At 55.0% G+C, this 13,756-nt stretch carries 12 protein-coding genes; 8 read left to right on the top strand and 4 right to left on the bottom strand.

The features are described 5' to 3' along the window. Positions 1-1,008 carry a FecCD family ABC transporter permease gene (locus ACFSW5_RS04650; RefSeq protein ID WP_379270241.1) on the top strand — a complete coding sequence of 336 codons (1,008 nt, stop codon included), beginning with the start codon at positions 1-3 and terminating at the stop codon, positions 1,006-1,008. Positions 1,009-1,127: 119 nt separating this feature from the next. On the opposite strand, the gene ACFSW5_RS04645 is transcribed toward ACFSW5_RS04650, so the two are convergent. Further along, positions 1,128-1,733 carry a copper amine oxidase N-terminal domain-containing protein gene (locus ACFSW5_RS04645; RefSeq protein ID WP_379270240.1) on the bottom strand — a complete coding sequence of 202 codons (606 nt, stop codon included), beginning with the start codon at positions 1,731-1,733 and terminating at the stop codon, positions 1,128-1,130. Positions 1,734-1,999: 266 nt separating this feature from the next. On the opposite strand from ACFSW5_RS04645, the gene ACFSW5_RS04640 reads away from it, so the two are divergent. From ACFSW5_RS04640 to ACFSW5_RS04615, 6 genes are all read left to right on the top strand, one after another. Further along, positions 2,000-6,640 carry a WIAG-tail domain gene (locus tag ACFSW5_RS04640; RefSeq protein WP_379270239.1) on the top strand — a complete coding sequence of 1,547 codons (4,641 nt, stop codon included), beginning with the start codon at positions 2,000-2,002 and terminating at the stop codon, positions 6,638-6,640. A gap of 206 nt (positions 6,641-6,846) precedes the next feature. Then, complete coding sequence (locus ACFSW5_RS04635; protein ID WP_379270238.1) at positions 6,847-8,196, top strand: glycosyltransferase family 2 protein; 1,350 nt, start codon at positions 6,847-6,849, stop codon at positions 8,194-8,196. A 70-nt stretch (positions 8,197-8,266) separates the two neighbouring features. After that, positions 8,267-8,563: a nucleoside-diphosphate sugar epimerase gene (locus ACFSW5_RS04630; RefSeq protein WP_379270237.1), complete on the top strand. Its 297-nt coding sequence runs from the start codon at positions 8,267-8,269 to the stop codon at positions 8,561-8,563. Positions 8,564-8,626: 63 nt separating this feature from the next. Beyond that, entirely contained in the window at positions 8,627-8,950 is a 324-nt protein-coding gene (locus tag ACFSW5_RS04625; RefSeq protein ID WP_379270236.1) for a restriction endonuclease subunit S, read from the top strand. A 4-nt stretch (positions 8,951-8,954) separates the two neighbouring features. Further along, positions 8,955-9,275 (top strand): hypothetical protein, encoded by a 321-nt coding sequence (locus ACFSW5_RS04620; RefSeq protein ID WP_379270235.1) that lies wholly within the window; start codon positions 8,955-8,957, stop codon positions 9,273-9,275. After that, complete coding sequence (locus tag ACFSW5_RS04615) at positions 9,272-9,478, top strand: hypothetical protein (protein ID WP_379270234.1); 207 nt, start codon at positions 9,272-9,274, stop codon at positions 9,476-9,478. The genes ACFSW5_RS04620 and ACFSW5_RS04615 overlap by 4 nt, the downstream gene beginning before the upstream one ends. Here ACFSW5_RS04615 and ACFSW5_RS04610 read toward each other — a convergent pair. From ACFSW5_RS04610 to ACFSW5_RS04600, 3 genes are all read right to left on the bottom strand, one after another. After that, a complete protein-coding gene (locus ACFSW5_RS04610) occupies positions 9,457-10,482 on the bottom strand; it encodes a ketoacyl-ACP synthase III (RefSeq protein ID WP_379270233.1) in 1,026 nt (341 codons plus the stop codon). The genes ACFSW5_RS04615 and ACFSW5_RS04610 overlap by 22 nt on opposite strands. 405 nt (positions 10,483-10,887) lie before the next feature. Further along, positions 10,888-11,943, bottom strand: a complete 1,056-nt coding sequence (locus tag ACFSW5_RS04605) for an oxidoreductase (RefSeq protein WP_379270232.1) — start codon at positions 11,941-11,943, stop codon at positions 10,888-10,890. Between the two features lie 57 nt (positions 11,944-12,000). After that, entirely contained in the window at positions 12,001-12,387 is a 387-nt protein-coding gene (locus tag ACFSW5_RS04600) for a RidA family protein (protein ID WP_379270231.1), read from the bottom strand. A gap of 231 nt (positions 12,388-12,618) precedes the next feature. Between ACFSW5_RS04600 and ACFSW5_RS04595 the strand changes: the two genes are divergently transcribed. Further along, on the top strand, positions 12,619-13,470 hold the full coding sequence (locus ACFSW5_RS04595; protein WP_379270230.1) for a LysR family transcriptional regulator: 852 nt from the start codon (positions 12,619-12,621) through the stop codon (positions 13,468-13,470). The last annotated feature ends 286 nt before the right edge of the window (positions 13,471-13,756 follow it).

Genomic DNA, 13,756 nt, shown 5'->3' with positions numbered 1-13,756 from the left:
ATGACCATTACAGAAGCGTCCAGACGCAAAAAAGCGGCCGTCGTTCTATTCGCGCTTGCCGCGCTTATCGTGATTACGTTTATCGTCAGCATGAACACGGGCCATATGCGGCTGTCGCCGCTCGACGTGCTGCGCACGCTGATCGGGCTCGGAACGGACAAAAACGAGCTTGTCCTGTTCGAATTCCGTTTGCCGCGCATCGTCATCTCGGTGCTCATCGGAGCGGGCTTTGCCCTGTCGGGAGCCATTCTGCAAAGCGTGTCGAGAAATCCGCTCGCGGATCCCGGGCTGCTTGGCATCAATTCCGGGGCAAATCTGATGATCGTGCTGTACATCAGCTTTATTCATCTGGATGTGACGAATTCCGTACTGACCCGGCCGGTTATCGCTTTTATCGGATCGTTTGCCGCGGCGGCCGTCATCTACGGCTTGTCGTTCAAGAGACATCACGGCGTTCTGCCGACGCGGATGGTGCTCGCCGGAGTCGCGATCGCGCAAGGGATAAACGCTTTAATTCTAATTCTGACGCTGCGCATCAATCCCGAAGAGTACCAGCAAATCCAGGTTTGGATGGCGGGCAGCATCAGCGGCACGAGCTGGACTTACGTGCTCGCTTTCCTGCCGTGGTTTATCGTGCTGGTTCCGTTTATTGTCTTCAAGGCCCGCGTGCTGAACGTGATGAATTTGGGCGATCAGCTGGCCACGGGGCTGGGATCGCCTGTCGGGAAAGACCGGCTTCTGCTGCTTGCCGCCGCCGTTGGATTGGCCGGCGCCTGTACGGCCGTAGGCGGAGGCATCAGTTTCGTCGGCCTGATCGGTCCGCATTTGGCGCGCCGGCTCGTCGGTCCGAACCATCAGCAGCTGATTCCGGCGTCGGCGCTGGCGGGCGGGCTGATCGTCATGGCGGCGGATACGATATCCCGCAATCTCGGCGATTTTCCGACCGGCCTTGTCGTTGCCGTCATCGGCGCGCCGTATTTCCTCTATTTGCTGTCGAAGAGCCGATAACGATCGGAAGTCCCGAATAAATAAAAAGCGCCAAAAAGCAAGAAGCTCTCCTTCCGCCGAAGCCGGCGAGAGGAGAGCTTCTTGTTATGGGCTTCGAATTATGTCCTTCGACATGCTCGTTAGTTTTTCTTGTTGCTTCCCGTTTTGCTTGCGTTGCCGGAGGATTGCGGTTCTTTTTGCACTTGTGTGCCGTTCCATTTGCCGTTCCATTCGCTGACGGTTTCGTCGTCCAGCTCCTTCTTGTCTTCGGAGATGTAGATCAGGCCGTCTTTGTAAGCGACGTGCTTGCCCAGAACGTTTTCGGCAATGCCGCGCATCGGCACGAGGACGGAACCGTTTTTCAGTTGAACCTTGGCTCCGAGTTTAATTTTGTCCCCGTCTTTCGATTTTGCTTCGCTTTCCCCGACTTTAACGGTATATGTTTGACCGTCGACCTTAATCGTTACCGTTTTGGCGGCGGCATCGTAGGAAACGTCCGCGCCGAAGTTTTCGCTTACGAACCGAAGCGGCACGTAAGTATTGTTGTCGATCAGCACCGGGGCTGTTGCCGCCGTCACCTCTTTGGAGCCGACATAGGCTTTCGATTGGCCGATTTTCATGACGATATCCTGCTGCGATGCCAAAGTGTTCACGGCTGCAAACGCGTTAGCCGAAAGAGTCATCGTTAGTACCGCCGCCGCCATCGAAGCTGCCGCTGCCCGTTTCACGCTTTTTGCTTTTTTCATCATTTTATTCCTCCTAGATAGGTTTGTTTTATTGGCAATTGCGATTGCCATGGATAAAGAATAGCAACGGTTTATGAAAGGCGACTGAATATCATATAAAAAATAACTGAAATTAACGTGAATGCACTAATGTTATTAATAATGGTTATATATTCCAATCATTAAAATTAACGATTCGTTTCTTCGCTGCTCGAACTCCCAGTAGCCGGCCTATAGGTGATTGCATATATTGCCTATGACATTTCAACGGGAAGAAGGAGAGGGCAATGGCAAAAAGCAGAAAACCGAGAAGCCCTAAAGGGCGAAGACCGCTTTTTTATGTCGATAATCCGAACGCTTCCGAGTTAAGCTGGCTTGATGAATTAAACAGCAAAAAAACAGTTCAAAAAAAAGCGGCATTGTCGCAAGTTCACGCTCCGGCGGAGCCGGGCGAAAGGGAGAAACGGGTTACAATCAACTCGGTAACGGCCGCCCCCGCTCCCTTGCATATACAAGCGCCTTCACCCGTGCTTGGTCCTGCAGACATACCTGCACCCGAAGCGGAATCCGCGCCAGAAGCCATACACGATTCTGCAGACATGCTTCTGCTGGACCCGGAGTCGCCGGAGGAGGGGGCAACCGTAAATACGAAGGACAGCCCGGGCGGCGCCGGCTTTCGGATCAAGGCTCATGCGTCCGGCAACCAAGCGGAGGAGCCGGAGCTCTTCCTGCCGTCCGACTCCGGCGAAGAACCTTCTGCGTTCGTATATTCCCTTCAAGACAAAATGGAGAAAGTGCAGGAACGGAAGGAGGAGGCCGGATCCGCGCCGTTTATTTATACGGATGACCTCGTAAACGGATCGGTTACGTCCGAGAAGCTTGCTCCGGGCTCGGTCGACGGCTCCAAGCTGAAGCGCGGGAGCGTGGACCGGGAAGCTTTATCCGACTATGCGGTGCAAAGCATTCATATTTCGGACGGGGCTATTACGACGACCAAGCTGGCGAACGAATCGGTCAAGTCGGAGCATCTGGCCAACAACGCCATTACCGGCGACAAAATTTTGGACCATTCAATCGGCGGCCAGAAATTGCAGGACAACAGCATTACGTCGGATAAGCTGGCCGACCGGACGATCGGTTCGCATAAAATCGCGGAGGGATCGATCGAAGCGAGGCATTTGAAGCCCGCTTTTTTGACTGCGGAGCTGCTTGCCGATCAAGCGGTTACTTCGGAGAAAATAAAAAGCGGCGCCGTCCGAACGGAAAATTTGGCTAACGACAGCGTCAACAGCACAAAGCTGGCGGACGGCGCGGTTACCCGCTCCAAGCTTCGGGACGGCGCGGTAAACGGGGAAAAGATCGCCCCCGAATCGATCGGCTCGGGTCATCTGAAGCCGGGAGCGCTGCTTTCCGACCATGTCGCTCCGGGGTCGCTGCTGGGAAAGCATATCGCTCCCGGAGAAATAAGCGGCAGCCACTTAATGGAAGAGGCAATCGGCACAAGGGAGCTCAAAGCGGAATCGGTCGACGAAAGCCGGCTGTCCAAGGGAGCCGTCACCCAAGAGCACATCCGGCAAGGGGCCGTGCTAAGCCGTCATATCGCCGAGGAGCAAATAACGGGAAGCCATCTCTCTCCGCAGTCTATTACATCAACAAAGCTGTCCGACCAGTCCGTCTCCACCATTAAGCTGGTGGATCAGGCCGTCACGTCCTCGAAGCTGGCCGATCAAAGCGTGACGGCGTCGAAATTGTCCGAAGAAGCCGTGCAAAACTCCCATCTGGGCCACTCAAGCGTAACGTCGGATAAAATAGGCCTTTCGCAAATTCAGGGCAAACATATCGCTCCAAATGCGATATCAGGCAGCCAATTGCAGGCGGATTCCGTCGGCGAGCTTCACCTGAAGGGCGGCAGCGTAACCGGCGAGAAGCTGGCGTCTAAGTCGGTTCAACATGCGCATATCGCTCCGGCATCCGTCGGAAACGGCCAGCTTATCGACGAATCGGTAACCGAAAGCAAGTTGGCCAAAGGGGCTGTGACGGGTACCCGGCTGGCCGACGGCTCCGTCGGTTCCAAGCATTTGAAGGACGAGGCGGTCGTTTTCCGCCATATCGGGCCTGAAGCGGTGCGGACCTATCACTTGTCGCAAGGGGCAGTAACGGGAGAGGCGATTTCGCCGGAAACGGTAAGCGGCTATCATATCGTAGCGGGAGCGATCGAGGAGAGGCATCTTGCAGACGAAAGCATCGGCGCTTCCAAGCTGCAGGACCGTGCCGTCAAAAGCGAGAAGCTCGCATTCGGCGCGGTGACCGAGCGCCATCTCGGCGCAGGGGCCGTTTCGTCGCATCATTTGGCCGACTATGTGATCACTTCGTTGAAGCTTTCCCCGGAATCGGTATCGACCGATAAGTTGTCCGATATGAGCGTAACCGCGGCGAAGCTTGCGAACAGCAGCGTCACCGGCGAGAAAATTATGCCCGGCACGATCGGGCCGGAGCATCTCGGACTCGATTCCGTTGCAGAACAACACATTCAACCGTTTGCGATCAACGGCGGACATTTGCAGAACGGCATCATCGAATACAGACATTTGGCCGGAAACGTCATCGGAAGCGACTCGATTGCGGACGAAGCCATAGACTCCGATAAGTTGGCCGCAGGAGCCGTGCTCGCGAAACACATCGGCAACGAAGCGATCAACAGCAGGCACTTGACGGAACGGCTGGTGCACGGCATTCATTTGAGCGAAGGCGCGGTTCGAGAAGCTCATATTGCCGCGGCCGCCGTAACCGGGGAGAAGCTGGCTCCGGGCAGCGTCGGAGAAGAGCATATGCAGCCTTGCTCGGTCAACGGCAGCGTTATTGCGCCGGACGCCGTCGGCGAAGCGCATTTGCGGACGGGAGCCGTAACGGAAAACAAGCTGGCGGAAGATTCGGTAAGTTCGGCGAAGCTGCAGAAAGGCTCGGTGGAGGCTGCCCATTTGACGCGCGGTTCGGTTTCGGAAGAGGCGCTGCAGAATGGAGCGGTCACCGCGAATAAGCTCGCTTCGGAAAGCGTAACCGGAGAGCATCTTCAATTGGAAACGATCGCGGGCAAACATTTGAAGCCGGAATCCATTCAAGGCTACCATATCCGCAAAGGCTCGCTGTCGCTGTCCCATTTTGCAGGAGACGGGGCCTTCCTCGACAAAATCGCCGACGGCAGCATATCCGGCAACAAGCTTAAAGCGAAATCCATCGAGACGAAGCATCTGGCCGAACGCAGCGTGGGGAGCGAACAGCTCCTGGAGCGAAGCGTAAACGAGGAGCATGTGGCGGATGCCGCCATTACCGCGTCGAAGCTGGCTCCGGGCAGCGTCACGGAAGCTGCTGTAGCGGACGAATCGATCGGCGCGGGCAAGCTGCAGGACGGCGCGGTGACGGGCGCCAAGCTGGCCGCCGGCAGTGTGACCGCCGCGAAGATTGCGGATGCCGGCATCACGTCCGAGAAGCTGGCTCCGGGCAGCGTTAGCGCATCGCGCCTGGGGGCGGGGGCTGTCGAAGCCGAACATATTGCGGCTTATGCGGTGAACGCCGAGCACTTGATTCCCGGCGCGGTCATGGAACAGCATATCGGCGAAGGCGCGGTCAACGGCTATCATCTGGCCGAAGCTTCGGTTCAATCCGTTCATCTGGCCGAAATCTCCGTCCGCGGAGAGCATATCGACTTTGAAGCCGTTAATAGCAAGCATCTTGCGCCTTCTTCGGTTGAAAGCAAACATCTGGCGGTCGATTCGGTATGCTCCGTTCATTTGGCGCCGTCCTCCGTCACAAGCGATCATTTGGAAGCGAGCAGCGTTCGAAGCGGGCATATCGCGGCCTCGGCCGTTCGCAGCATCCATCTGGAGCCGGAGCTGGTGCGCAGCGAGCATTTGAGCGCCGGGGCGGTAAGCGGCGAACATTTGGCGTCAAGCAGCGTTCAGAGCGGGCATATCGCGGCGTCGGCGGTGCGCGGCATTCATCTGGAGCCGGAGCTGGTGCGCAGCGAACATTTGAGCGCAGAAGCGGTTACCGAGCAGCATATCGGCAAAGGCGCGGTCAACGGCTATCATCTGGCCGAGGCGTCTATTCAAACCGTGCATTTGGCGAAAAGCTCCGTCGGGGAAGAACAAATCGCCTTTGAAGCCGTTAACAGCAAGCATCTTGCGTCTTCTTCTGTCGAAAGCAAACATTTGGCGTCAGGTTCGGTATGTTCCGTGCATCTGGCGGAAGGCTCCGTGACGAGCGGACATTTGGCGACAAGCAGCGTCCAAAGCGGGCATATCGCGGCCTCGTCCGTACGCAGCGACCATTTGAGCGCCGGCGCGGTCATGGAACAGCATATCGGCGAAGGCGCGGTGACCGGCTACCATTTGGCCGAAGGGTCGATTCAATCCGCGCATTTGGCCGAAGGGTCGATTCAATCCGCGCATTTGGCGGAAGCGTCGATTCAGCCCGCCCACTTGACGGAAGCATCGGTTCAATCCGTCCATCTGGCGGAATGCTCCATTACGCTGGATAAATTGGCGCCCGAAACGATCGCTGCGCTGAAGGGTGAAGACAGCGCTGCCGTTAGACCGTTCAAAGACGAATCCGAATCCAAACCCGCCGAAGCGACACATGAGCCAAACGCCGCCCCGGCCGGAACCGCGCAAGGCAATGCCGCCGTTAAGCAGGCGTATGGCCTTCAGCTTTATCGTTTCGCCCAAGAAGAAGAGTATACCGAAATAAAGGTTGTATTCGAAACGCCTTTTGCGGACACTAGGTATTCGATTGTTGCAGTGACCGATCATCCTGCCTGCTATGCGACCGTTACGACGAAATCGAATTCAGAAGCCGTTTTGGTGCTGGTGCGGCCGGAGTCGAGTTATGTGCTGCAGGGCGTCGTCAACTGGATTGCCATGGGAAGATAGAAGATAGCATATAAAACAAGCCGGCATGCCGCTTTCATGGAGGATCGTCCTCATGGGAGCGGCTTCCTTTTTTTTCGGGCGCATCTTCTTTCTAGACAAATGTCCAATGCGGAACCGATGCGCTTACATATACTATACTGTTTATCTCTTCGCATCGGCTTACCGGGGGGACGCTCATTATTTTGCGGCAGATAGGAGAGGGATGGATGATACGGACAAAACGGCACGTCCGGCGTCCGGCGCCTAAGCGGAAAACGTCTCGCGTACTTCCGCAGGAAGCTCTCGGCTACCGGGCGGGTTACCGGGACGGATATGCGCAAGGCGAAGCGGCCGGGTTTGGAAGCTATTCGATTCATTATGACGGTACAAGCATCGTGATTCCTGCCCGCAATCAACGGAAAGAGCTGGAGCGATGCTTAAACGGCATATGGGACCATACCGATTTGCCTTATGAAATCATCGTCGTAGACGCGGGCTCCGAGGACGGAACGGATTTGTACTTGGAGCGCTTGGCGGGGCAAATCCGCTGTAAAAGGCTGGAGAAAGGCAGCGGCCGGGCGGCGGCCGTCAACGAAGGACTAAAGATGGCGAAAGGGACGACGATCGCCGTTCTGGATAGCCGTTCGTCGGTAAAGGAAGGTTGGCTTGCCGCTTTGCTTAACGCTTTAATGTCCGACGAACGGGTCGGGATGGCAGGTCCCGCCCCGAATACGAGGGAAAGCGTCCAGCGACCCGGAGCGGGCGGCGAGTCGGCCCGGGAAGGGGGGACCGGCATATCCTCCGGCGGTTCCGCGTGGATCGGAGCGGACAGTTTGGGGAGCTTCTGCATCGTGTTCAGAAGGGAATTGTGGGAGAAGACCGGGTATTGGGACGAAAGATTCGACGCAGGCAGCTTCGACGTCGAGGATTATTGCATTCGGGCCAGGCTGCAAGGCCGAAAGCTGCTCATTGCCAATGATGCGGACGTCCGCTTGATGCCGGCTGGGGAAAGCGGCGGATTCGGCGAAGGCGATGCGGAGGCGGCAACCGCAAATATGCTTCGTTTTATGAATAAATGGAAAAACCCGAACGAGCTTCTTCATTATATACAAAGCGATGTCCGCAACGTGTCGGGCCGGCCGTCCGATGATGAAGCGGAACCGAAGGGCGAATCGGCCTTTTACCCGCAAGGCGTCGCCGTGAAAGGCATCGGCCGGACCGTGTATGGGATCGACCGGAACAGACGGCGCCCGATAGAAGGCGAATGCCCTCTTCCGGTCGCGACAGTGTCCAACGCCGATTTGCGCCGATGGGAGCGGGGCCATCCGATCGCGGCGGTTGAGTTCGGATCTCAGCGCGCCGGCGATTATGCGCCGCACGGGCTGAAGACGTTAGCTCCTGACGGCGTCGCTTATTACCTCGAATACGGGATCAGGCGCAGGATATTGTCCGATGCGGCATCGCAGGCATGGGGGCTTGACGGGAAGCCCGAAGTTCCGTGGACGGAGGACTTCATAGCGGAGTTGCCGGAAGGGCTCCCGATCATACCGCCGGCTTCCGTCCACGGGTCGTTGTAGGCGGAACGTAAGCAAGTATCAGCCGGGAAAAGCGCGCATATGCTACTAACAGCATGAAGGAGGGAACCGGATGCAGCAGCAACTTATTACCGAAATTATCGAGCACATGGCTCATTCGCATACACATCTTGCCCGCATGCTGGAAGCAAAGCGCGACGTCACGCTTAAAATGTCCGAATTAATACAGGCATTGCCGGACGTGCAGCCGGATTTGGGCGGACCGCTCGAATTGATGGACAATGCCCAGATGCTGACTCAAAGCGTCATTTCCTATTTATCGAGCCTCGCCGATTTGCAAGAAATTTTGGCCGTTCATACGCAGCATATCATAAGGGATCTTTACCCTGGCGAATCCGAGGATGAATAAATAGCCCTGTCTGCTAAGCCGGTCCAGGGAGGCAGGAGAAGGTTAGTCGAAAGGAGAGTGCCGATGAGCCGGGAGAACGCTTATTTGAAAATGCTCGGAGCTTCCGCCAACATGCAATGGAACATGGCGATTATTTTGGAAGCGAAAGCGTTGGAAGCGGAAAAAGCAAGAAACTGGATTTGCAAGCATGTGTCCTTCGACGCCTTTGACGAGAACGAACAGCAGCTGCGGCAATCCGTGCAAGTCCACGATCAGGTCGTCGAGATGATCGAAGGGATTGCGAAATACAATCAGAGCATGGTGGCAATGCTGAGAGCGGTTCTGCAGACGGACGACGAGAACGACAGCGATTCTTTCTCCATGGGCAGAAGAAGAAGGCTGGGCTGAAACGATGGAAAGAACGATCGAGTACAGTCGATTCCGTGAAGAGCGGCAAATTAAGCTCGAGTTTATCGCTTCCATTGCCAAAAGCCAGCATGCGCTGGCCCGAATTCTGGAGAGCGTGGCCGATATTGCCGATCATTCGGAGGAGACGGCCCGCCTCATCGGGGAAAATGTCAGCCGGCTGGCCGAGCTGCAAGCCGCATTGACGGAATCGGTGACGGGGTTGAAATTAAAAAGCGGAGTTATGCTGCAGGGACGGCCCGTAAAACCGTGGCTGAACCCGCAGCTACAGCGATGCAGCCTGCCGGGAAGGTATATGTCGATATGAAAAAGAAAAGAAAAGCGATCCGCGCGAAGGTGGAAACGGTGAGCAGACGCAAAGCGGCGCGCCGTCTTCCGCCCGGCGCCAAACGGCAACCGCGCCGGGAACCGGAAAACGGCAGCTCCCAATACAATGCCGGTTATAACGCCGGCTTTGCGGCAGGCTTCGAAGCCGGCCATCAAAAAGCTTACGAGGAGGAAGGGCTGTAGGCGGGAAGCGTCCATTTGACGATAATTCCCGCTTGCATCAGCCCGCCGCCGTAACCGTGCAGCAGCACCGTTTGACCCGGGCCGACCTTCCCTTTCTTTACCCCTTCATCCAAGGCAAGCAGGATGGAAGCCGCGGAAGTATTGCCGTAGTACTCCAGGCTGGTCAACGTCCGGTCCATCGGGATGCCCGTTTTCTCGCATAAATGCTCGATGATCCGGATGTTCGCGCTGTGCGGCACGAACCAGTCGATTTGGTCCGCCGTCAGGCCGCTTGCCTTGATAAAAGCTTGAATGGCGTCGGCTACCCGGCTGGTCGCCCACCGGTATACTTCTCTTCCGTTCTGCACGATCATGCCGTTCGTCTTGATCGGCTCGTCGCCGATGCGGCCGGACAAGCTGCTGCGGTACAAATGTTTGCCGCCGGTACCGTCGGTTTCCGCATAAACGGCGATAAGAGAGCCTTCATCCTCCCCGGCGGCTTCGAGCAGCAGCGCTCCTGCGCCGTCCCCGAACAGAACGCAGGTGGTGCGATCGGCATAATCCGTCGCTTTGGATAATGCGTCGGCGCCGACGACCAATATTTTGCGGAAAGCTCCCGAAAGCAGCAGACCGTTCGCCAATTGGACGGCCGCCGTCAACCCGGCGCATGCCGCCTGGATGTCCGCGCTGCCGCAGCGGGCGATGCCGAATTCGGCTTGCACTCTTGCGGCCATGCTCGGGAAAAACGTATCCGGCGTGGACGTCGCCACCAATATATAATCGACATCGGCAAGATCGACCGAATACCGGCGCACCATATCGCGGACAGCGGCGAATATGAGGTCGCTTGTGTATTCGTCTTCAGCCGCGATTCGGCGTTCTCTCATGCCGGTTACGCGCACAATCCATTCGTCGCTCGTATCGACGATTTTCTCCAAGTCGGCATTCGATAACACCCGATCCGGCACATAGGTGCCAATGGCTGTAATGACGGCACGGGAACGAAGCGGGACGGAAATAGACATAAGCATACACAACCTTTCGCTAAATTTAGTACCAGGTATTAATACTTGATATTAAGATAAAGCCATATAAGGTTGTTGTCAAGTATGCTTCGAATGGAGTAAGTGGGTGGCGTCAGAATTGTTAAGAATGCTATCGAGGATTTTGGATGGATTAACGGTCAAATCATTCATTCTAACGGTGGTCTTTTTAAGACTATAACGGGGAACGAGATTAAAAAGATTACAAAAGGAGCAGGCGCCGAAGCCTGCTCCTTGTTTGTGTACGCCCAGCATGGGCGTCATCTCTAGGGTAAAAGTCCCGAACGGGGGGCTGGTGAGCGCCTGCCGTAAAGTGTCCGCGAATACTCTGCGCAGAGAATGGCCCGAAAATGACAAGAGCGCATAACAACGATAGCCACGGCCGGCTTATCTCAGATGCTTCAAATGGATTGCCGGATCATACGGGACAAGCGATTGCCCCCTTCTCAACCGTTGAACGAAATCAACATTTGCCAGTAATGGACGACCGAATGCGGCCAGATCAATCACGCCTTCCCTGATTGCATCCGCAGCTAAGCTCGGGGTTAGACCACCCACGCCAATGACGATGCCGTCCCAGCGTTTACGTACGAGTTCGTGCAACGTTTGGCCGTTTGACATTGGCTGTGAAAATGAATTGGTAGACGGATGAATGATCCGCAGACCTACCTCGCGAAACATTTCGAGGAAGGTCTCGATTTCCGCTTCGGGATCCGACCACCGGAAATTGGGCTGATCATCCTTAATTTCAGAGAAACGAATAATGACGCGATCCATGCCAGCAACTTCGCCAACGGCTCCGAGTATTTCTTTCATGAGCATCAAGCGGTTTTTTCTTTCGCCGCCATAACGATCTGTCCGGCGATTCGTGACGGCTGAGACGAATTGATCGATTAAGTATCCGTGAGCGCCATGAATCTCGACGCCGTCAAAACCTGCTTCGATAGCATTTTTCGCTGCCTCTTTATATTGAAGAACAACCTCTCGAATGTCAGCGATCGTCATCGCTACAGGCGTCCCATAGGGCTTCCGAAGCCGATGTACGAGACCCTCCGCGCGCAATGCTGACGGTGCCTGAGGAGCGATACCTCCAATTAGATCGGGATGGGTCAACCTCCCGACATGCCATAGCTGCGCGACAATCGTGCCTCCAGGTAAATGGACGGCATCTGTTACCTTTCGCCAAGCGTTTACTTGATCCTTAGTATATAATCCGGGTACTCCGAAGGTTCCCTTTCCACGAGGGGAGGGCGTTATGCCCTCCGTGATAATTAGGCCGATTCCGTTTTCTGCGCGCTGTCGATAGTAGGCGACGACATCTTCTCCGACCGTTCCTTCGGCATCATCCGCAAATCCGCGCGTCATCGGCGCCATCACGATTTTCGTCCGAAGATGCCATCCCTCGATTCGAACAGGCTGCAACAATTCGTTATTTGTCAACATGTTCTCGCTCCTTGCGAATGGTGTGTTTTATGATTTGCCGGTGGTTTGATGATAGGTTTATTCGGCGAGCGCGATAGCGTCAATCTCGATCATGGCATCAGATGAATAGAGCGAGCTTACCTCCACGATGGTGTCTGCAGGATAGGGTTGTGACCACCATTTACGCCGAAGTTCGACGATCTTGTCAAAGTTCGACATTGACGTTAAATAGATGGTGACCTTTACGACTCGGTCCAAGCCAGATCCGGATGCCTTGAGTACACGCTCCAAATTTCGAAAGGCTTGATCCGCTTGTTTGTCGAAATCGCCGACTCCAACGAGCTCTCCGTCATCGCCAATGGCTGCCTGGCCCGAAACGAATACCAGCCCATTCGTCTTAATAGCTTGGGAAATAAGAAACGGCGCGTAAGGATCCGGTTGGGTGTGTACTTGCTCAAATAACATGGATCTTCATCCTTTCATTCAATGAAATTTAACAAGTTTAAATCTTACTTGCAACCTCAGTGCCGCAAGCCATTCCTTCCGAGCAGATTCCCGTGTTCGGCTGCAATCCCCCCCTGTTTAATCGCGATTCGTATTTCTAAGAATATTGTATTTAATCTTTCCTATATAGTAAAATGAATGGAAATGATTATCCCATCAATTCCAATGATGGGTTTATACTTTGGGGGCAGGATGGAGATCATAGACTTTAAAATATTTAAGGCGATTGTAGAAGAGGGGAGTATAACGCGAGCGGCTGAAAAGCTGGATTACGTCCAATCGAACATTACAGCGCGGGTTCGCAAACTTGAGTCCGAACTTGAAACACAGCTTTTTGTCAGGAATCCGAAAGGGGTAACACCGACCGAAAAAGGACTCCTCTTTCATAAATATTCAACAGACATTCTTCGTACCGTCGAAGAGATGACGAAAGCCATTAAGGGACCCGATTACCCTTCCGGACCGCTCGAAATCGGCGTTGTGGAGACGATGGCTTCGTCCGAACCTTTTATAAGCGCCTTGAGCGAGTTTCAGCATAAGTATCCCGGAGTCGCCTTGTCGCTGGTCACCGGGACATCGCCGCAAAATTACGAAAAGGTGTTAAATTACCAGTTGGATGGAGCGTTTCTCTCCGGCGAATTCGATTTGTCGGCTCTACACGTTGCTCATGAGATACGGGAAGAGGTCGTTCTGTTGTCTGCAGCCGGCGCAGCCCCTGACCATTCAAACGCAGCATGGGTCGTATTCCCGAAAGGGTGCCCTTTACGGTCGGCAAGCGAGGATTGGCTTCGCAGCGAGGGGCTGCCGCCAGCCAACATTGTCGAGGTGAGCACATTGGAGACAATGTTAAGTTGCGTGCGCGCGGGAATCGGATATACGCTTATGACCGCTTCGGCTGTTCCTGTTGGCGACAACCGGGTTCAAGCGCACACGGTTCCGGAACGTTACGGGTCTGTAACAACGCGGCTGGTCACTCGCAAGGATCAATTTCATAGTAAAGCATTCACAGCTTTTGCCGACTGTATAACAACGGCGGGATTTTAGGTCAACGCTGTCACTGCCGGATAGCATCATGGCATCCCAAGCGGCGATCCATTAGCGAAATAGAGCCTCGAAGCGATTCGGGGCTCTTTGACCGTGAAGGAGGGGCAATACCCAGGGCATGTCCCGTGCCCTAAAAGCACCGGTTATTTTCGGAAATTTTGGGTAGAAGAATAAGCGTTTCGATTTTGCCGTTCCGACTTCTCCGGAAATGGAAAGAACTTCAGCCATGCGGCCGGCTTAAGCCGCCACATATTTTAAACTGCGCTTGCTCAACCTAACGATGATT

Source organism: Paenibacillus thailandensis (assembly GCF_042685365.1).
Classification (GTDB): Bacteria; Bacillota; Bacilli; order Paenibacillales; family Paenibacillaceae; genus Paenibacillus_AP; species Paenibacillus_AP thailandensis.
This window is presented reverse-complemented; position numbering and strand designations above follow the sequence as displayed.